The organism is Prevotella melaninogenica, assembly GCF_018127925.1.
Taxonomy (GTDB): Bacteria; Bacteroidota; Bacteroidia; order Bacteroidales; family Bacteroidaceae; genus Prevotella; species Prevotella melaninogenica_C.
Window position 1 is genome coordinate 7,501 of sequence record NZ_CP072348.1, and the last position, 19,142, is coordinate 26,642.

At 42.7% G+C, this 19,142-nt stretch carries 18 protein-coding genes; 12 read left to right on the forward strand and 6 right to left on the reverse strand.

What is annotated here, in order from left to right; genetic code table 11:
- The first annotated feature begins 29 nt into the window (after positions 1-29).
- The 6 genes from J4861_RS05525 (at position 30) to J4861_RS05550 (ending at position 4,892) form a co-directional block, all read left to right on the forward strand.
- Entirely contained in the window at positions 30-548 is a 519-nt protein-coding gene (locus tag J4861_RS05525; protein WP_013264881.1) for a YceD family protein, read from the forward strand.
- A 22-nt stretch (positions 549-570) separates the two neighbouring features.
- Entirely contained in the window at positions 571-756 is a 186-nt protein-coding gene (gene rpmF, locus J4861_RS05530; RefSeq protein ID WP_004361554.1) for a 50S ribosomal protein L32, read from the forward strand.
- Positions 757-758: 2 nt separating this feature from the next.
- A complete protein-coding gene (locus tag J4861_RS05535; RefSeq protein ID WP_211817169.1) occupies positions 759-1,778 on the forward strand; it encodes a beta-ketoacyl-ACP synthase III in 1,020 nt (339 codons plus the stop codon).
- Positions 1,779-1,965: 187 nt separating this feature from the next.
- Complete coding sequence (era, locus tag J4861_RS05540) at positions 1,966-2,847, forward strand: GTPase Era (protein WP_211793889.1); 882 nt, start codon at positions 1,966-1,968, stop codon at positions 2,845-2,847.
- Positions 2,848-3,159: 312 nt separating this feature from the next.
- Positions 3,160-4,473 carry a ribosome biogenesis GTPase Der gene (gene der, locus J4861_RS05545; protein WP_211817170.1) on the forward strand — a complete coding sequence of 438 codons (1,314 nt, stop codon included), beginning with the start codon at positions 3,160-3,162 and terminating at the stop codon, positions 4,471-4,473.
- A 29-nt stretch (positions 4,474-4,502) separates the two neighbouring features.
- On the forward strand, positions 4,503-4,892 hold the full coding sequence (locus J4861_RS05550) for a hypothetical protein (RefSeq protein ID WP_211817750.1): 390 nt from the start codon (positions 4,503-4,505) through the stop codon (positions 4,890-4,892).
- Positions 4,893-5,257: 365 nt separating this feature from the next.
- On the opposite strand, the gene J4861_RS05555 is transcribed toward J4861_RS05550, so the two are convergent.
- The 6 genes from J4861_RS05555 to J4861_RS05580 form a co-directional block, all read right to left on the reverse strand.
- Positions 5,258-5,716 carry an HU family DNA-binding protein gene (locus J4861_RS05555; protein ID WP_211817171.1) on the reverse strand — a complete coding sequence of 153 codons (459 nt, stop codon included), beginning with the start codon at positions 5,714-5,716 and terminating at the stop codon, positions 5,258-5,260.
- A 449-nt stretch (positions 5,717-6,165) separates the two neighbouring features.
- Entirely contained in the window at positions 6,166-7,761 is a 1,596-nt protein-coding gene (locus tag J4861_RS05560; RefSeq protein WP_249110870.1) for a hypothetical protein, read from the reverse strand.
- A gap of 47 nt (positions 7,762-7,808) precedes the next feature.
- Positions 7,809-7,958 (reverse strand): hypothetical protein, encoded by a 150-nt coding sequence (locus J4861_RS05565; protein WP_249110871.1) that lies wholly within the window; start codon positions 7,956-7,958, stop codon positions 7,809-7,811.
- A gap of 445 nt (positions 7,959-8,403) precedes the next feature.
- A complete protein-coding gene (locus tag J4861_RS05570) occupies positions 8,404-8,604 on the reverse strand; it encodes a hypothetical protein (RefSeq protein ID WP_211817173.1) in 201 nt (66 codons plus the stop codon).
- Between the two features lie 145 nt (positions 8,605-8,749).
- Positions 8,750-9,511 carry an ABC transporter ATP-binding protein gene (locus J4861_RS05575; RefSeq protein WP_211817174.1) on the reverse strand — a complete coding sequence of 254 codons (762 nt, stop codon included), beginning with the start codon at positions 9,509-9,511 and terminating at the stop codon, positions 8,750-8,752.
- Positions 9,512-9,658: 147 nt separating this feature from the next.
- On the reverse strand, positions 9,659-10,405 hold the full coding sequence (locus J4861_RS05580) for an MlaE family ABC transporter permease (RefSeq protein WP_004361547.1): 747 nt from the start codon (positions 10,403-10,405) through the stop codon (positions 9,659-9,661).
- Between the two features lie 187 nt (positions 10,406-10,592).
- On the opposite strand from J4861_RS05580, the gene J4861_RS05585 reads away from it, so the two are divergent.
- From J4861_RS05585 to recQ, 6 genes are all read left to right on the forward strand, one after another.
- On the forward strand, positions 10,593-11,726 hold the full coding sequence (locus tag J4861_RS05585) for a transposase (protein WP_211817175.1): 1,134 nt from the start codon (positions 10,593-10,595) through the stop codon (positions 11,724-11,726).
- Between the two features lie 176 nt (positions 11,727-11,902).
- Positions 11,903-12,730 carry an LPS export ABC transporter ATP-binding protein gene (gene lptB / locus J4861_RS05590; protein ID WP_013264765.1) on the forward strand — a complete coding sequence of 276 codons (828 nt, stop codon included), beginning with the start codon at positions 11,903-11,905 and terminating at the stop codon, positions 12,728-12,730.
- A 485-nt stretch (positions 12,731-13,215) separates the two neighbouring features.
- Complete coding sequence (gene tig, locus J4861_RS05595) at positions 13,216-14,580, forward strand: trigger factor (RefSeq protein WP_211817176.1); 1,365 nt, start codon at positions 13,216-13,218, stop codon at positions 14,578-14,580.
- Between the two features lie 177 nt (positions 14,581-14,757).
- Positions 14,758-15,450: an ATP-dependent Clp endopeptidase proteolytic subunit ClpP gene (gene clpP, locus J4861_RS05600; RefSeq protein ID WP_211817177.1), complete on the forward strand. Its 693-nt coding sequence runs from the start codon at positions 14,758-14,760 to the stop codon at positions 15,448-15,450.
- 9 nt (positions 15,451-15,459) lie between these two features.
- A complete protein-coding gene (gene clpX / locus J4861_RS05605) occupies positions 15,460-16,698 on the forward strand; it encodes an ATP-dependent Clp protease ATP-binding subunit ClpX (protein WP_211817178.1) in 1,239 nt (412 codons plus the stop codon).
- 102 nt (positions 16,699-16,800) lie between these two features.
- The gene (recQ, locus tag J4861_RS05610) at positions 16,801-18,984 is read left to right on the forward strand and encodes a DNA helicase RecQ (protein WP_211817179.1); all 2,184 of its coding nucleotides are present in this window, start codon (positions 16,801-16,803) and stop codon (positions 18,982-18,984) included.
- Positions 18,985-19,142 lie beyond the last annotated feature (158 nt).

Consider the following 19,142-nt stretch of genomic DNA (forward strand, 5'->3'; position numbering starts at 1 on the left):
AAAAATATTCGTAACTTTGCAACCCAATTATGGACTTAGAAACCCTTAAAATAGATTTGAAGGGTCTGGAAGAAGGTGTAAATCACCTTGAGTTCGACCTGGATGACGCTTACTTTAAGGCAGTTGACGCTCCTGAAGTGAGTCAAGGACGTGTGCATGTATCTCTTGATATTGTGCGCACAGGAGATGATTTCTTTACCCTTGATTTCCATGAGGCAGGTACGGTAATGGTTCCGTGCGATATATGTCTCGACCCAGTAGAGCAGCCAATAGAGACAACACAACGTCTCGAAGTTAAGTTAGGAAAAGAAAACTCAGAAGAGGACGACCTTGTGACGGTGGCCGAGGACGAAGGAATACTCGATGTTGCATGGTACCTCTACGAATTCATAGCTCTCGCAATCCCTATCAAGCATGTGCATGCACCTGGAAAATGCAACCCTGCTATGGTACGAGCTCTTGAGGAGTATTCTGCCGCCCGAAGCGGTGAGGAAGACGAGCAGGCGATGGATCCGCGCTGGGAAGCTCTATTAAAATTGAAAAAATAAAATATTAAACGTTTAAAGAATTATGGCACATCCAAAAAGAAGACAGTCAAAGACTCGTACACTCAAGAGAAGAACTCACGATAAGGCAGTAGCTCCTACATTGGCTTTATGCCCTAACTGTGGTGCTTATTATGTTTATCACACAGTTTGCCCAACTTGTGGTAACTATCGTGGTAAGGTTGCTGTCGTAAAGGAAACAGCTGAGTAAACATGAGTAAGATTAATGCGATTATAACAGGTGTCGCAGGTTATGTGCCAGACTATGTCCTCAACAATGAGGAATTGTCTCGCATGGTTGATACTAATGATGAGTGGATTACCACTCGTACCGGTATCAAGGAACGTCGAATCCTCACCGAAGAGGGACTCGGTACTTCCTATATGGCCCGCAAGGCAGCAAAGCTCCTGATGACAAAGACAGGTGCTGATCCAGACAGTATTGATGCTGTTGTTGTTGCTACAACGACTCCTGACTATCCGCATCCTTCAACAGCTTCTATCGTATTAGGAAAGTTAGGATTGAAGAATGCCTTCGCATTTGACTTAGCTGCTGCATGTTGTGGCTTCATGTATGCACTCGATGTTGCCTGCAATATGATTCAAAGTGGTCGTCACAAGCGTATCATTGTTATCGGTGCTGATAAGATGTCAGCTATTACTGATTATCGTGATCGCGCAACTTGTCCACTTTTCGGTGATGGTGCAGGTGCTGTGATGTTAGAGGGTACAACCGAGGAAGGCGTTGGTATGATTGATTCTTATCATCGCACAGACGGTAAGGGACTTCCATTCCTCCATATTAAGGCAGGTGGTTCTGTATGTCCTTCTTCAAGTTTTACAGTTGATCATCGTTTGCATTACACTTACCAAGAGGGACGCACCGTCTTCCGTTATGCTGTTACAGCGATGGGTGACGACTGTGCTGCACTATTGGAGCGCAATGGCTTGACCCAAGATGATGTTGATTATGTAGTTTGTCATCAGGCAAACCTTCGTATCATTGAGGCTGTTGCAAAACGCATTGGAGTTCCAATGGAGAAGGTATTGGTTAATATTCAGCGTTATGGTAATACCAGTGCTGCTTGTATGCCACTTGTTCTTTGGGATTACGAGTCACAGCTGAAGAAGGGTGATAATATTATTTTCACCGGCTTTGGTGCAGGTTTCGTTAATGGCGCATCTTACTTTAAGTGGGCTTACGACGGTGACGCTGCTGCGGTTAAGAAATAAAGACTTTAAGTCATCATATAAAAAAGCGCATCTTTCTTTTCTTATAAGATAGGTGCGTTTTTTCGTTAAAGGGATTAGGAGAGTAGCATGGTAGGACTTCTCCACCTCTCCTTTCTCCTCTTATAATTATAACAGAACTTTTCAAACATTCCTTCCTGTGGGAGGAAATAGTGGATGAATAGATTATATGCATAAAGCTGGATTTGTAAATATCGTTGGTAATCCGAATGTCGGAAAGAGTACGCTGATGAATCAACTCGTCGGTGAGAAACTCAGTATTGCCACGTTTAAGGCACAGACAACGCGCCATCGTATTATGGGAATTGTCAATACAGAGGATACCCAGATAGTATTTTCAGACACACCAGGTGTACTGAAACCAAACTATAAGATGCAGGAGATGATGCTCCAGTTCTCTGAATCAGCTTTGGCAGATGCCGATATCTTGCTTTATGTAACAGATGTTGTTGAAGACCCAGAGAAGAATATGGACTTCTTGGAGAAGGTTTCTAAGATGTCAATTCCTGTCATCCTTCTGATTAATAAGATTGATGAGAGCGATCAGAAGACACTTGGTAAGCTCGTAACAAAGTGGCATGGATTGTTGCCTAATGCAGAGATACTCCCTATTTCAGCTAAGAATAAGTTTGGAGTAGATATTCTTTTAAAGCGTGTTCACGAACTATTGCCAGAAAGTCCAGCTTTCTTTGATAAAGACCAGTTGACAGATAAGCCAGCTAAGTTCTTCGTATCAGAGATTATTCGTGAGAAGATTCTGCGCTATTATGATAAGGAAATCCCTTATTCTGTTGAGGTTGTTGTTGAACGTTTCAAGGAAGATGATCGTCAGATTCACATCAGTGCTATCATTTATGTGGAACGTAGTAGCCAGAAAGGAATTATTATTGGCCATCAGGGTATGGCACTTAAGAAGGTGTCTACCGAAGCGCGTAAGAGCTTGGAGCGTTTCTTCGATAAGAAGATCTTCCTTGAGACTTTCGTGAAAGTGGATAAGGACTGGCGCAACTCACAGAAGGAATTGAAACACTTTGGTTATAGTCCAGAGTAGGGGGGACCTCCCCCAGCCCCTCCAAAGGAGGGGAGAGCCTAACGGGATAGGCTGGGGAGAGATTTTATTAGCCTTATTGGGCTAATAAGGCTAATAAGGCTCATTGGGCTAATACAAAGCTAATAGCTTCCTTGATAATAAGAAAACAAATCGCCCTGACTGCTTAGTAGGGCACACTCTCGCACAATGCGAGGGCTGGGGAATGGTCATCCTCGGCAAATATTCATCGGATGCCTGACCACATCTGGCGCCTTTTCATAATTTCGTAACAGTGTTAGCACTGAATTATGAGGAGGGAAAAGACCAATATTAATGGCAAATTTAGTAGCTATTGTGGGACGCCCAAACGTAGGTAAGTCCACACTTTTCAATCGATTAACTCAGACACGTCATGCGATTGTGAGCGATACTGCAGGTACAACACGCGACCGTCAGTATGGTAAGTGTCAGTGGAACGGACGCGAATTTTCTATTGTTGACACTGGTGGATGGGTTGTTAAATCAGACGATATTTTTGAAGATGCAATCCGCAAGCAGGTGCTTGTGGCAACGGAAGAGGCTGACCTCGTTCTCTTTGTTGTTGATACTGAAACGGGTATTACCGACTGGGATGAGGACGTCGCATTGATTCTTCGTCGCACTAAGCTCCCTGTACTCCTTGTTGCGAATAAGGTTGACAACAGCGGTGAGTATTATCAGGCAGCAGAGTTTTATAAACTCGGTTTGGGAGAGCCTATCTGTATTAGTGCTGCTACTGGTGGTGGAACAGGTGATTTGCTTGATATTCTGCTTGAGAACTTGAAGGATGTACCAGAGGAGGCAGTTGATCAGGATATCCCTCGTTTTGCAGTCGTAGGTCGTCCTAACGCTGGTAAGTCAAGTATTATCAATGCCTTCATTGGTGAGGACCGTAATATTGTGACCGAGATTGCAGGTACAACGCGTGATAGTATCTATACTCGCTATACGAAGTTTGGTTTTGATTTCTATCTTGTTGATACTGCTGGTATCCGTCGTAAGAACAAGGTGAGCGAAGACTTGGAGTTCTATAGCGTAATGCGTTCTATCCGAAGCATTGAGAACTCTGATGTTTGTATTCTTATGTTGGATGCAACACGTGGTATCGAGGCGCAGGATATGAATATCTTCCAGCTCATACAGCGTAATAATAAGAGTCTTGTTGTCGTTGTGAACAAGTGGGATTTGGTTGAAGACAAGAACCAGAAGGTTATTGATACCTTTGAGAATGCTATTCGTAAGCGTATGGCTCCGTTTGTTGATTTCCCAATCATTTTTGCTTCTGCACTGACCAAGCAGCGTATCTTTAAGGTTTTGGAAACAGCGAAAGAGGTTTATCAGAACCGCACAATACATATTGGTACAACGAAGTTGAATGAGGTTATGCTCCCTATAATTGAGGCAACACCACCACAGTCAGTGAAGGGTAAGTACATCAAGATTAAGTATTGCTCACAGCTTCCAAACACACAGATTCCTTCTTTCGTGTTCTATGCGAATCTGCCACAGTATGTTAAGGAGCAGTATCGTCGTTTCTTGGAGAACAAGATACGTGAGAACTGGAACCTACATGGCTGTCCAATCAATATATTCATTCGTCAGAAGTAGTCGTAGGAGGTATGCCTATGAAGAGAATAATGTTTCCCCTTCTTTTTGCTTTGCCATTTTTATTGATGGCTTGCAGTAAGAAAAAGGAGGTAGACCAAGGAGAGTTGGCTGGTCGTGCAGCCAAACTCTACTACGAACAACTGTTGAAAGATCAGTATGAAGCCTTTTTAGGAGGTGAGAATCGTTCTGAGAAGTTGCCTGATATTTATCGAAAACAACTCTTGACAAACCTCCGTCAGTTTGTTGAACAACAGAAGGAAGAACATAATGGAATAGACTCCGTTTCTTATGTTTCGTCTGTTTTCTCAGAGAAAGACAGCACAGCCAGTGCTTTTCTGCTGTTTCATTATGGCGACAGAACAGCGAAACAGGTAGTTGTCCCGATGTTGAAGAAAAAAGGAGTATGGATCATGCGATAAGCCTTCAAAATAGGCAAACATCCTCCTAATATAAAAATCCAATTAGCCAAACTTTTCTTTCGATAAGGGCATATTTGAAGGGACAATGACATATTTGTCAAAAGCATAAGATAAAAGAAACAGAATAACCAATAATAACATATTCCTCTAAGAACAACCAATAAAAAGTAGGGACAGACTCTCTCGTCTGTCCCTACTTCCATATATTATCTCGTTACCAGCTTCCCTCTTTTTCATCACCAACTAACACCATCTAGTTTCCATCCCCCTCTAGCAAACTGCGCATTTCACTCCCCTCCCTATGGGGGAGGGGTCGGGGGAGGGGCCAGTTGGGTCGGTTGGTCTGGTTGGTCCAGTTTGGCCTTTTATCCCGCCTCTGGTCCTCCTCCTTCCTTCTCTTTCTTTTCTTTTTCCTCTTTTCCTTTCACTTTCTTCCTTGTCGGATTATCCACGTCCACCTGCAGCTCTTTCAAAGCTTTACGCACTGGCTCCTTCCAGGTCAAGGTCAGCTTCGGAGTCTTAAGGCTCTTTGCCGAAACATCTTTCTCGTTCTCCTCCATCTTTGAAGGCACGTTGACGCGCAGCGAAAAGATGTCGCCAAGGTCTAAGCCTGTTCCCATGCGGGCACACTCAAGGATAAGATTGCGCAGCGTGATGATAACGTTCCTTGCATCACCCTCACTCAACGATGTCTCACGAACAATACGTTCCAATATCATTTCGGGCGAGAGCTTCTGCTGACCTTTCGGCACAGCGATATACACCGTCTTACCCTTCATCTTTCCCATGGTCGCCTTACGAGACGTTACTTTAAATTCAATCATCTTTAGTTTAGATTTTAATTAATAATTAGGTTAAATATCAACATCATTTTGATGCCTTTTTCATGTTTTTTATACCCAGCAGTTGGGTCGTCTTATACCCAGCTGCTGGGTAGCATCATACCCAGCGGTTGGGTAGACTCCTACCCAGCAGCTGGGTACGAGAGGACTTATTCGCTGGGTACGATTATGGGTATTCGTTGGGTACAAAAAGTAATTAATAAGTATCCGCAAGCCTACCACTCGTGAAAGGACGGATGTCCTCTTCTGTCCATACAGTGTGGATAGCTTAATACCATATAATTTCCTACTTTTATCATCCAACTAACTTTTATTTAATCAATCCATTTCTATTCCTTATATGAAGACATCACACTTCATTATATGAAGACCGTTGTCTTGATATAAGGAAGACCTGAGCCTTCATATAATGAACACAAATACCATCTAACTTAGAATGGGCGGTATTCGTCTTCTGTACTGGAATGGAAGATTTTGAAACCACAAGCACGAGAGCCAAGGATATTTGAAGCCAATATAAAATTCTTATTAACACGAAGATTAGTAGCACCGGTAGCTGATACTTGTGATTCACTACCCCAAAAGAACCCTGTATCCCCTAAAGCATCTAAAGCTCCCAGAAAATAAGCTCCTAAAGTAGGAAGGAAGAAGTATTCATTAATATTAACAGGTCTTCCCTCTGGAATGGTAACGCCATAATCACTACTTTTATATAAAAGACTGTTAGTTGTGTAATTATTACCATCTGGAGCTTCATCTTTTAACTGCTGAATAGTTTTACCTTTATCACGTGCAATGATACTTTGCTTCTTAATCCACATACCACCTTTGTACAAGTGTCCCATTGTTGCCCAAAGTATATCTTCCCAATGAGGATCTCCCTCTTTTGCATACCAAAAAGCCTCATTTGTGTTAAATGTATTTACTGCAGAATGGCTTGAACTGTTTCCATCATTAAAATCGCGTAAACCATGTGCTGAAACAGAATTTGTACTTTGTGGTGCATCAGTAGCATTACTCTCACCATTTAATACAGTTTGTGTAGGATTAGTGCCACCCCACTCGTAACCAGCCCAGTAATGTTGTTGAGCATCCCATTCGAAGTAGTCATTAGCAGGATATACCTTAATATCTAAATCAGCCCTTACAGGTGTATTCTTACCTGCATCAAAAGTTACAGAAGAATATGTCCTCTTTATTGTTCCTGAAACATTAGTTGCAGCATCATGGAGAGTATACTCTATCGTTACGTTGTTGTAAGTACCTGGTTTAACAACCATTGTGGCTGCATTCTTTGTGTAAGTAGAAACTTGAGGAATAGAGAAGTTGCTTAAGTTTAATTCTACACTATTTGAAGTACCTGTTGGGTTGCTCAAAGTGCCATCATCTGCTAAATCAAATGTTCCTGCTAAATGATCAGATGGATTGGAAGTTGAAATACGAATCTTCTGAATCACTCCTCCTATTTTCCCTTGTGTGTTATATGGCATAAAGGTTACATATGCTGCCTTGTGATTCAGTGTGAAGTTATACGAACCACTGCCCGTTGCATCTGCTACACCGAAGTCGCCATCGTCTGCTATATGGGCGGCATCGTTTGGTATAGTCTGGGTCTGCGAAGCCTTGATAGTTACCTTGTTCTTTGAGCCGCTCTTACCTGTATAGCGGACCTTGTGTGTGGTACCAGTATAGCTTCCATTTACCCAGAATTTCGCCTTGTCGGTAGTTGTGCTGCCAGGTACGGCTGCAATGCGACTGCTGATGTCGTCGGAAGCACTCTGATTGTAGTTCCCGTTGTCGTCCTTTACCCAAATCTTATCGCTTGCTGTCCAATAAAAATCAAGACCGCTGCCCGTATATTTCGCTGAGGTACGGGTTGCAGGCTCTGTTTCTGATGAGAATACGGTTCCTGTCTTTGGTGTATCCTTGCCTGCTCTTTCGTCTGTGGCTGTGTCGTCGTTGGCGCAGCTGCCCAATACGAGTGCTGCAAGTAATAGACCGCCGAAATAAAAACTTTTCTTGTTCATTGTTTGTTCTTTTTTAATTTAGTTTGTTACTTGCGGAGTTGACCAGCTTACCACCAGTTAGATTCTCCACCTTGCTTCTCGTCTTCGAGGCTTTCCTCTTCAGTAAATGTACTTACTTTTGCGTTCAGTCCTCCCGTGTCGCCAGCGTGGGCATGACCGCTACCGCCGCCTCCAGGATTGTTGAACGAGGTTTGCATAAACCCTTCGTTTTCGACTTTCAGAAATGAGCACGAAGGTGCTTGATAGTCCTTTCTTTCTTTTGTTTTCATCATCTTTTTGATTTGATTAAAAATAGTTGTTATCTACTCTCTATGTGGCTTCTTTTCGTCACCTTTTATATTATAAACATCCTGATAACCTTATCATCTATCCCTCTTAACCAGCTACACGTTCTCTCTCTACAGGCAGACAGCACCTTACTACTGCCTGCCCGAGAAATCAACGAGAGAAAACAAACTATTATTAGAGAATTACAATTATCTTTTGCGATAAAATCAGTGCTTAAAACGTCCTTATTTTGCCTTTTATACAGCTGGGGAAAAGACACAAAAAAGAACAAAGGAAACTTACGGAAAGTCCTTTGTTTACTAGGGTGCACACCGCGCTTCGCGCGCGCGTATGCGTGAAAGAAAATAAGGGTAGTTACGCCTGCTCTACTAGAGAGAGAGAGAGAGAGAGAGAGAGAGAGAGAGAGAGTACAAAATTATTTGGAACTACCAAATAATTTACCATCTTTTTCTTATCTTTTTTTGTTAAAGAATCAAATGTACGAACTACTACACCTATACCTTTATTATATAGGGCAACGTACTGTGTAATATTATGATTCTTTATACTTCTCATCTACTGTTTTTAACAAGTTGGCGGCAAAGGTAAGGAGAAAAGAGCGAATAACCAAATAAATATAGGAAAAAGAAACCTCCTCTCCTTGGCCTCTCTCTGAGTTGAGAGAGGATATAGAGAGCGTTATCTGCCTGATGAGTAGATATTATTCTGTCAATTCTATACTCTTCACTTTCTTAAAGAGTTCAGAAGCAAAGACGAGGTCGTTTAGCTTTTGGTTTTTGGAGGTGATGACAGAGTCTTTGTCGCCTTGCCATTCTTTTCTGCCATCTGCAATGAAGACGATATTCTCACCAATACCCAAGACGGAGTTCATATCATGAGTGTTGATGATGGTAGTCATGTTGAACTCACGCGTGATACTCGTCAAAAGTTCGTCTATGACCAGTGAGGTCTTTGGGTCCAGTCCAGAGTTTGGCTCGTCGCAGAAAAGATATTTCGGATTCATAACGATGGCTCTTGCAATAGCAACACGCTTCTGCATACCACCCGAAATCTCACCCGGGAACTTCTCTTCAGCGCCAGTCAGGTTCACACGGTCAAGACATTCCATAGCTCTTTTGTCACGTTCCTGTGCGGTCATGTCCGAGAACATATCTAATGGGAAACGTACGTTTTCCAGTACGGTGAGCGAGTCGAAGAGGGCTGCCCCTTGAAAAATCATACCCATCTCACGACGCATGAGAATCTGGTCTTTCTTTGTCATGTTGACAAAGTTACGTCCGTCATAAAGTACTTCACCCTTGGTAGGGTCAAGCAGTCCAGTGAGCGAACGCATGAGAACGGTCTTACCAGCACCACTCTGTCCGATGATGAGGTTTGTTTTTCCGTCTTCAAAAACGATGTTTATATCCTTCAGCACTTCCTTGTCGCCGAATGATTTGAATAGATGTTTTACTTCAATCATAGAGCCTCCCCCGACCCCCTCCGAAGGGAGGGGAGCCCAATCTGCTTACTTGTGGGGGAAGATGGGCTTATTAATTAGTTTGTATTAACTTTCAGGAGTTGATTTGTTCTCTCTAATCTCCCCTCCTTTGGAGGGGTTGGGGGCGGTTTAACTCAACATCTGTGTGAGGAAAACGTCACTGAAGAGAATCAGTACGCTTGAACAGACTACAGCATCTGTAGATGCTTTACCGACTTCAACACTTCCACCCTTCACCGTGTAGCCCATATAAGACGATACACTTGAAATGATAAAGGCAAAGAAGAATCCCTTGATGATACTCATCCACATAAACCACGGATTGAAATCATGTTGCAAACCAGCAGTCAAATCTACTGGTGTGATGATATGTGCAAGGTAGGCTGTGGCGTATGCTCCAATGATACCTGTTGCTGCAGAAAAGATGACAAGGAATGGCATGATTGTGATGAGTCCCATAATCTTTGGTAAGATGAGGTAGCTGGCAGAGTTGATACCCATAATCTCTAAGGCATCTATCTGCTGCGTCACACGCATGGTTCCTAACTCTGAAGCAATGTTTGACCCAACCTTACCTGATAGAATCAGACACATGATACTGCTGGAGAACTCCAAAAGCATAATTTCTCTCGTCACATAACCCGACACCCAATGTGGCATCCAAGGGCTCTGCACGTTAAGTTTAATCTGTATACATATAACTGCTCCAATAAAGAAAGAGATGAGTAATACGATACCGATTGAGTCAACACCCAACTGGGACATCTCTTTAACATATCGCTTTAGGAACATTCTCATTCGTTCAGGACGACTGAATGAGCGTCCCATTAATATAAGATAATTACCGAATGTTGTCAGCCATTTGAATAAAAGCATGTTCTTTCTATTTGATGTTCAAAATGCAAATTTAACCAAAATATCACAGAAAGAGAAAAGAAAGACATTAATTAATAGTCATGAAGGCTACTTTCGCTTTCTGTAAATAGTATCTTTGTCATTATTGTATATTTCTTTTAGGATTATATTTGTATCTTTGTGCGTGACAAACTATGAGTTGAAGGCTATGAAAAGTAATCCTGCAATATATGTGGAAGGGGTAGGTTGGCGTCGTGAGCGTGTGGCCTCGCTGCTACGGAGGCTTAAAGGGCATGACTATCAAGGACGGTGTATCTATATGATAACGCTTTGTACGGAAGGAAGGCAGCCACTGTTGGGTAGGCTTATGCGAAGGACAGCAGCTGTAGCATCCGCCTATATAGAACCAACGGAGCTGGGGAGTGAGGTCGAGCGTTGTTGGAGAGAGATTCCTAAGCATTATCCAGAGGTGAGTGTGCTTGCCTTTCAGGTTATGCCGGACCATATACACGGCATCCTCTTTGTGACACATGAGATGGCTGTACACTTGGGGAAGGTTATCAATGGGTTCAAGGTAGGCTGTAATCGGGCGTATCGGCGGTTGGAGTTGGGGAGTTCTGCGGCAATGCCTCAGAAGCAAGAACAGGAGGAAAGAATAGGAAGGCAGAGGCTGGCTGGCTGCGGAGAAGGGGCGAAACAGCGAGGCTGCAAGCACCCAGAGCATGGCATGCTCTTTGCGCCGGGCTATCATGACAGCGTGCTAAGGGGGAAGGGACAGCTGGAGAATATGTTCAGATATATTGCTGATAACCCACGACGGCTGGCGATGAAGCGGGATAATCCGCAACTCTTTCGTGTCGTGAATAGTTTGAAGGTGGGTGAAAGAACTTTCTCTGCTATAGGAAATCAATGGTTACTGGAGCACCCAATAAGACTGCAGGTGCGTTGTCATAATAATAAGGCACCAGAGAATCTGCGCCTTATAGCCTTGCAAAAGGAATACTTCCTTGCACGAGGACGAGAGGGAGGAGTACTTGTTAGCCCCTGTATATCGGCTGGGGAAAAAGAAATAGCACGTGCAGCATTGGAGGAGAAACTCCCACTCATCGTCTTGTTAGAAAACGGTTTCCCGCCTCTCTATAAACCGCCTGGGCAGTACTTTGATGCTTGTTGTGAAGGGCGACTCCTTATGTTAGCTCCATGGGCATATCATTACGAACGCAGGACTATTTCGCGAGATCAGTGTCAAGCTCTTAATTCAATGTCGGCAGCACTTAGCAATGAAGTATGGACGACGGCATTCGAGCAGGAGCTGTTAAGATATACTTCTGGCGAAGAATAAGGAATAGCCACCAAGTAAACAGGGCAGAGAACCTTCGTGAGAATGTCTTTTAATAGAAGCGTACACACGTAGCTATACACTTATCTGTATTGTTCTTTTGTTTCTTTTCACGTCTTTATGATTGCTATCTGCTTTTTATTTCGTAATTTTGCAGCGATAGCTTAAAAGAGAAAACTATGTCAGAATCAGATAATATTGTTGTGCGCCCAGAAGGCGAGGGAAGTATTCTTCGTACAGATAAACTGGTGAAGCGATACGGAAAGCGTACGGTAGCCAATGGTGTGAGCATCAATGTGAAGCAGGGTGAGATTGTGGGACTGCTCGGACCAAATGGTGCAGGAAAAACTACGTCGTTTTATATGACAACGGGATTGGTGGTTCCTAATGAGGGACATGTATATATTGACGATCAGGAAATTACCAACTTCCCTGTTTATAAGCGTGCTCGTGCAGGTATTGGCTATCTTCCACAGGAGGCGAGTGTCTTCCGTAAGATGAGTGTGGAAGATAATATTATGAGTGTCTTGGAGATGACAAAGCTGTCAAAGCAGGAGCGCATTGATAAGATGGAGAGTCTGATTCGCGAATTCCGATTAGAGAAGGTACGTAAGAATCTTGGAGACCGTCTTTCTGGTGGTGAGCGTCGTCGTTGTGAGATTGCTCGTTGTTTGGCTATCGATCCAAAGTTTATCATGCTTGATGAACCTTTTGCGGGCGTAGACCCTATTGCTGTAGAGGATATTCAGCACATCGTTTGGCGTTTGAAGTTCCGTAATATTGGTATTCTTATTACCGATCACAATGTACATGAGACGTTGAATATTACCGATCGCGCCTATCTCCTTTTTGAGGGACGCATCCTCTTTAAGGGTACTCCAGAAGAGTTGGCAGCCAATAAGATTGTGAAGGAGAAATACCTCGGTACAGATTTCGTTCTTCAGAAGAAAGACTTCCAGTTGCTCGATCAGCGTAAACGTGCGCAGGAAGAGGCGAATGGTTTATAAGAGGAATATATCCTCTCTTTTAGATAGGCTATATTAGCCGTCAGAAAGGCGCAAAGATAAAGTATTCTTTGCGCCTTTGTTTATGCAAGAGTAAGTAAGTTGCGAATTATTTTCATGAAGAAAAATATTTTTTTTCATGAAAAGAAATATTTTTCTTCACGACCATAAATATTTATTTTCATGGAAATAATTCGAGAAAGGAGCTTTTCAGATATAAAGGGTAAGTGCAAAATAAAAAGCTACTTACAGTAAAAATCAATATAAGAGTTTGTTGTAAGTAGCTTTGTTTATTAAAAGTTAACCCCTATTGTAGACTTCTTTAGCCAATTATCTTGGTTAAAAAAACAAATTTCCACTTATATATTATAAGGTTATGCGATTTTTTAAGTATCTTTGCACTTCAAAGTCTATAAGGGGTAATTGCGCCCTCTTGTGAACTTATACTTTTGATAAATAATAATAAACATAAATATATAACATCAAAGATGAAAATTTCATTTGAGAATCCCGACAAAGTGAATGGCTTGATGACCATCACTGTTGAGGAAGCTGATTACAAGGATGAGGTAGAGAAAACTCTCAAGGATTATCGCAAGCGTGCCAACGTTCCTGGTTTCCGTCAGGGTCAGGTGCCTGTAGGTCTGATTAAGCGTCAGTATGGTCCACAGGTAAAGATGGATGCTATCAATAAGATTCTTGGTGAGAGCCTCCAGAAATATATCGCTGATAACAAGATTCAGATGTTGGGTCAGCCAATGGGTTCTGAGTCTCAAGAGGCAGTAGACTTGGAGAAACCAGCTCCTTACGAGTTCAAGTTTGATATTGCTGTTGCTCCAGAGTTCAAGATTGAACTGAATGGTAAGAACAAGATTGACTACTACGAGATTGCTGTTGATGATAAGTTGATCGATCAGCAGGTTGAGATGTTCCAGAGCCGTTCTGGTCACTATGAGCAGGCTGAGGTGTTCGATCCAGAGCAGCGTGACTTGTTGAAGGGTGACCTCCGTGAGTTGGATGAGAATGGAAATACACTCGAGGGTGGTATCACCGTTGAGGGTGCATCATTGATGCCACAGTATATCAAGGTTGAGGATCAGAAGAAACTCTTCGATGGTGCTAAGCTTGGTGACATCATTATCTTTAACCCAACAGCAGCTTACCCTGATAATGATATCGAGGTTTCTTCACTCTTGAAGATTAAGAAGGAGGAGGTTGCTGAGCACAAGGGTAACTTCTCTTATCAGATTACAGAGATTTCACGCTTCGTTAAGGCTGAGAACAACGCTGAGCTTTGGAAGAGTGTTTATGGTGAGGATGCTGATATCAAGGATGAGGCTGCTTTTCGTAAGGCTATCGCTGACGGTTTGACAGAGCAGTTGAAGGGCGATTCTAACTACAAGTTCATTCAGGATCTCCGCGCTTACTGCGAGAAGAAGGTAGGTGATTTGACTTATCCAGACGCTATCTTGAAGCGCATCATGTTGGCAAACAACCAGGATAAGGGTGAGGAGTTCGTAGAGAAGAACTATGCACAGAGCATCAAGGAGTTGACATGGCACTTGATTAAGGAGCAGTTGGCTAAGGATCACAACATCAAGGTTGATGATAATGATGTTCGTGAGAGCGCTCGCCAGATGGCACGTGCACAGTTTGCTCAGTATGGTATGACCAACGTACCAGAGGATTACTTGAATGGTTATGCTGATGAGATGCTGAAGAAGCGTGAGAATGTAGATTCATTCGTTGAGGCAGCTCTCGACCGTAAGCTTGCTGAGGCTATCAAGGAGGTTGTTAAATTGAACGTTAAGACAGTAAGTCTTGAGGAATTCAACAAACTTGTAAGCGAGTAATATTTTTAGAAAAATCTTCCTTTATATATAGAGGTTATCGATTTTTTTGCTTATCTTTGCTTTAGATATGCAGGCAGGTGTCGCACTGAGTGGCATGGTGTTTGTATTAATGACAATGATAAGGGAGGTCGATAACCTCTATTTTTTGTCATATATAAATTATAAGAAAGGAAAACAATGAACGATTTTAGAAGGTATGCTACAGGGCATCTTGGGATGAATGGTATGGTGCTTGATGACGTGATGAGAGCACAGGCGCAGTATCTTAACCCATATATCCTTGAGGAGCGTCAGTTGAATGTGACTCAGATGGATGTCTTCTCACGTCTGATGATGGAGAGAATCATCTTCCTCGGTACTCAGGTGGATGACTATTCAGCCAATACAATTCAGGCACAGCTGCTTTACTTGGACTCTGTTGACCCAGGTAAGGATATATCTATTTATATTAACTCTCCTGGTGGAAGCGTTACTGCGGGCTTAGGTATCTATGATACCATGCAATTTATCTCCAGTGACGTTGCTACACTCTGCACAGGTATGGCTGCATCTATGGCTGCCGTATTGCTCGTTGCGGGTAAGGAGGGCAAGCGTTCTGCCTTGAAACATAGTCGTGTGATGATTCACCAGCCACTCGGTGGTGTGCAAGGTCAGGCATCTGACATTGAGATTGAGGCACGTGAGATTCAGAAGTTCAAGAAAGAACTCTATACCATCATCAGCGAACATTCTCATCAACCATTCGAAAAGGTTTGGAATGACAGTGATCGTAACTACTGGATGACTTCAGAAGAGGCTAAGGAGTACGGTATGATTGATGAGGTTTTGATGAGAAAACCAGTAAGTAACGCTTCAGAAGAAGTAAAGTAAAGGATAAAAATGCCCCAAAAGAAATGTAGTTTTTGTGGTCGGGGTGAGAAGGAAGTAAAACTCCTTATCACAGGCTTGAACGGCTATATCTGTGAGGAATGTGCACAGCAGGCTTATAATATCGTCATGCAGACAGGTGCATTGGCACAGGGTCAGAGTGGCGATGGTGAGGCTTTCAAACTCAAGAAGGTTCCTAAACCAAAGGAAATTAAGCAGTATCTTGACGAATATATCATTGGTCAGGATGAGGCAAAACGCTATCTTGCTGTGGCTGTTTATAACCATTATAAGCGTTTACAACAGCCAAAGGACGATGATGGTGTAGAGATTGAGAAGAGCAATATCATCATGGTTGGCTCTACGGGTACGGGTAAGACATTGCTTGCTCGCACCATAGCTAAACTCCTTGATGTGCCTTTCACGATTGTTGATGCAACCGTATTCACAGAAGCTGGATACGTAGGCGAGGACGTTGAGAGTATCCTCTCACGTCTTTTGCAGGTTGCCAATTATGACGTGCCAGCAGCTGAGCGTGGTATTGTCTTTATCGACGAGATTGATAAGATTGCACGTAAGAGCGATAATCCAAGCATCACCCGTGATGTAAGCGGTGAGGGTGTACAGCAGGGTTTACTGAAACTCTTGGAGGGAACAATGGTTAACGTACCGCCAAAGGGTGGTCGTAAGCATCCTGATCAAGATTACATTCACGTTGATACTCGCAACATCCTTTTCATCTGTGGTGGTGCATTCGATGGTATCGAGCGTAAGATAGCACAGCGAATGAATACGCACACAGTTGGTTACAACTCTGTGCAGAACGTTGCGAAGATAGATAAGAACGACTTGATGAAGTATGTCCTTCCTCAAGACTTGAAGTCATTCGGTCTTATTCCTGAGATTATTGGTCGTTTACCAGTGCTTACCTATCTTAATCCGCTTGACCGTGAGGCATTGCGTAAGATTCTTGTTGAGCCTAAGAACTCTATCGTGAAGCAGTATATTAAGTTGTTCAAGATGGATGGCATTGAGCTAACTTTCAGTGAAGCAGCACTTGATTACATCGTAGATAAGGGTGTAGAGTATAAGCTTGGAGCCCGTGGATTGCGTTCAATCGTTGAGGCTGTGATGATGGATGCTATGTTCGACGTACCTTCACGACGCATAAAGTCATTTGAGGTGACGGAAGAATACGTTCGTCAACAACTTGATAAGGCTCATATTCAGAAATCGAATACAGTCTCATAAAACCTATATATACAGCCTACTGATGTGAAGAACCCTTCGCGTCAGTAGGCTGTGTAATTTCTACAGAAACCGTAAAGGATCGGAATATACCCAGCTATTAACATGACACAAGAAGTCAATCTTACCGAAAAACTAAAACACTATTTTGGCTTTGATAAATTCAAAGGCGACCAGGAGGCTATTATCCGTAATCTTCTTGACGGACACGATACTTTCGTACTGATGCCTACAGGTGGTGGAAAGAGTCTTTGCTATCAACTTCCTTCATTGATTATGGAGGGAACGGCGATTGTCGTTTCTCCGCTCATTGCATTGATGAAGAACCAAGTAGACGTCATCAATGGAATCAGCGAGGAGGATGGTGTAGCACATTATCTCAACTCTTCCTTGAAGAAAGCTGAAATCGATCAGGTACGTGCAGACATCGTTTCTGGTCGTACAAAACTGCTCTACGTTGCTCCAGAGTCCTTGAACAAGGAAGAGAATATAGAGTTCTTGAAGTCAGTAAAGATTAGTTTCTACGCCATTGATGAGGCACATTGTATCTCGGAGTGGGGACATGATTTCCGCCCAGAGTACCGTAAGATTCGTTGTGCTATCGAAACGATTGGTACTGCGCCAGTTATTGCTTTGACAGCAACGGCTACCGATAAGGTGCGTACGGACATTGTGCGTAGCTTAGGTATTGAGGATTGTGCCGAGTTCAAAAGTTCTTTCAATCGTCCAAACCTTTATTATGAGGTACGTCCGAAGAAGAGTGATGACGATACGAATAAGCAGATCATCAAGTTCATCAAGCAGCATACAGGTAAGAGTGGTATTATCTATTGTCTTTCGCGTAAGAAGGTGGAGGAGTTGGCTGCTATCTTGCAAGCTAATGATATCAAGGCAGCTCCTTATCATGCAGGACTTGATTCTGAGACACGCTCTAAGACGCAGGACGACTTCCTCATGGAAGAGTTGGATATTATTGTGGCAACCATAGCCTTTGGTATGGGTATTGACAAGCCAGATGTACGCTTTGTTATACATTATGATATCCCGAAGAGTCTTGAAGGCTATTATCAGGAAACAGGACGAGCAGGGCGCGATGGCGAGGAAGGTATCTGTGTTGTGTTCTATTCTAAGAAAGACCTTAATAAACTGGAGAAGTTTATGGAGGGAAAGCCTGTTGCAGAACAAGATATCGGGCGTCAGTTGTTGCAAGAGACAGAAGCTTATGCAGAATCATCTGTCTGCCGTCGGAAGATGTTGTTACATTACTTTGGTGAGGACTATCCAAAGTGTAACTGTGCTATGTGTGATAACTGTCTTCATCCAAAGACGAAGATTGAAGCACAGAAGCAACTTCTTATTATCCTTCAAGCAGTGAAAACGTTGAAGGAGAATTTCCGTCAAGAGTATGTTATCGACTTCGTACGTGGCAGAGCTACCGACGATCAGAAAGATCATAAGCATGATGAGTTAGACGATTTCGGCGAGGGCGAAGATGAGAATCCAAAGATTTGGAACCCAGTAGTACGCCAAGCACTCTTAGCAGGTTATCTTAAGAAGGATGTAGAGAACTACGGTTTGTTAAAGTTGACCTCTGCAGGTAAACGTTTCTTAAAGTCGCCAGAGTCGTTTATGATAGTCATGGATACCGAATTTAAGGAGGAGGACGAGGATGATGAGCCAATGATGGGTACAGCGGTCCTTGATCCAGAACTCTTCTCCATGCTGAAGAACCTTCGTAAGAAGATAGCACATAAGTTAGAGATTCCTCCTTATGTTATCTTCCAAGATGTTTCTTTAGAGCAGATGGCAATGATGTATCCTATCAATGAGCAAGAGTTACAAAATATCCAAGGCGTTGGTGCTGGTAAGGCGAAGCGTTATGGTAAAGAGTTTTGTGAGTTGATAAAGCAACATTGCGAGGAGAATAACATTGAGCGACCAGAAGAACTACGCGTTAGAACTGTTGCAAAGAAGTCTATGCAGAAGGTAAAGATAATTCAGAGTATCGATCGAAAGTTACCGCTTGATGATATTGCCACAGCAGAGGGACTCGATTTCGATGACCTATTGACAAAGATCGAGGAGATCGTCTATAGTGGAACAAAACTCAATATAGACTACTTTTTTGAGGATGTGTATGATGAGGACCAGATAGATGATATCTACGACTACTTTATGGATAGCGAGACAGATAGTCTTGATGCTGCAATGGAAGAATTAGATAGCGACTATAGCGAAGAAGAAATTCGTCTTGTACGCATTAAGTTCTTGTCAGAAATGGCTAACTAATACAATACATCATTAATAATGGGTGTATAGCTCTTTATCTGTAGGGATACACAGCTCGTGTGTCCCTGCAGCATATAATAGAGATTTTCTTAATCTATGATCTGAATACAAACCTCTGAGTCTTAATCTATTTATTGTTAACCGTAATTCTATCATAA

Coding starts and splice junctions, on each gene's coding strand:
- J4861_RS05555 (WP_211817171.1), bottom strand. CDS start 5,716: ATGATTGAATTTAAAGTAACGTCTCGTAAGGCGACCATGGGAAAGATG.
- J4861_RS05535 (WP_211817169.1), top strand. CDS start 759: ATGAGTAAGATTAATGCGATTATAACAGGTGTCGCAGGTTATGTGCCA.
- era (WP_211793889.1), top strand. CDS start 1,966: ATGCATAAAGCTGGATTTGTAAATATCGTTGGTAATCCGAATGTCGGA.
- J4861_RS05570 (WP_211817173.1), bottom strand. CDS start 8,604: ATGAGAAGTATAAAGAATCATAATATTACACAGTACGTTGCCCTATAT.
- J4861_RS05560 (WP_249110870.1), bottom strand. CDS start 7,761: ATGAACAAGAAAAGTTTTTATTTCGGCGGTCTATTACTTGCAGCACTC.
- lptB (WP_013264765.1), top strand. CDS start 11,903: ATGTCAGAATCAGATAATATTGTTGTGCGCCCAGAAGGCGAGGGAAGT.
- J4861_RS05565 (WP_249110871.1), bottom strand. CDS start 7,958: ATGCAAACCTCGTTCAACAATCCTGGAGGCGGCGGTAGCGGTCATGCC.
- recQ (WP_211817179.1), top strand. CDS start 16,801: ATGACACAAGAAGTCAATCTTACCGAAAAACTAAAACACTATTTTGGC.
- tig (WP_211817176.1), top strand. CDS start 13,216: ATGAAAATTTCATTTGAGAATCCCGACAAAGTGAATGGCTTGATGACC.
- J4861_RS05575 (WP_211817174.1), bottom strand. CDS start 9,511: ATGATTGAAGTAAAACATCTATTCAAATCATTCGGCGACAAGGAAGTG.
- J4861_RS05525 (WP_013264881.1), top strand. CDS start 30: ATGGACTTAGAAACCCTTAAAATAGATTTGAAGGGTCTGGAAGAAGGT.
- der (WP_211817170.1), top strand. CDS start 3,160: ATGGCAAATTTAGTAGCTATTGTGGGACGCCCAAACGTAGGTAAGTCC.
- clpX (WP_211817178.1), top strand. CDS start 15,460: ATGCCCCAAAAGAAATGTAGTTTTTGTGGTCGGGGTGAGAAGGAAGTA.
- J4861_RS05580 (WP_004361547.1), bottom strand. CDS start 10,405: ATGCTTTTATTCAAATGGCTGACAACATTCGGTAATTATCTTATATTA.
- rpmF (WP_004361554.1), top strand. CDS start 571: ATGGCACATCCAAAAAGAAGACAGTCAAAGACTCGTACACTCAAGAGA.
- clpP (WP_211817177.1), top strand. CDS start 14,758: ATGAACGATTTTAGAAGGTATGCTACAGGGCATCTTGGGATGAATGGT.
- J4861_RS05585 (WP_211817175.1), top strand. CDS start 10,593: ATGAAAAGTAATCCTGCAATATATGTGGAAGGGGTAGGTTGGCGTCGT.
- J4861_RS05550 (WP_211817750.1), top strand. CDS start 4,503: ATGTTTCCCCTTCTTTTTGCTTTGCCATTTTTATTGATGGCTTGCAGT.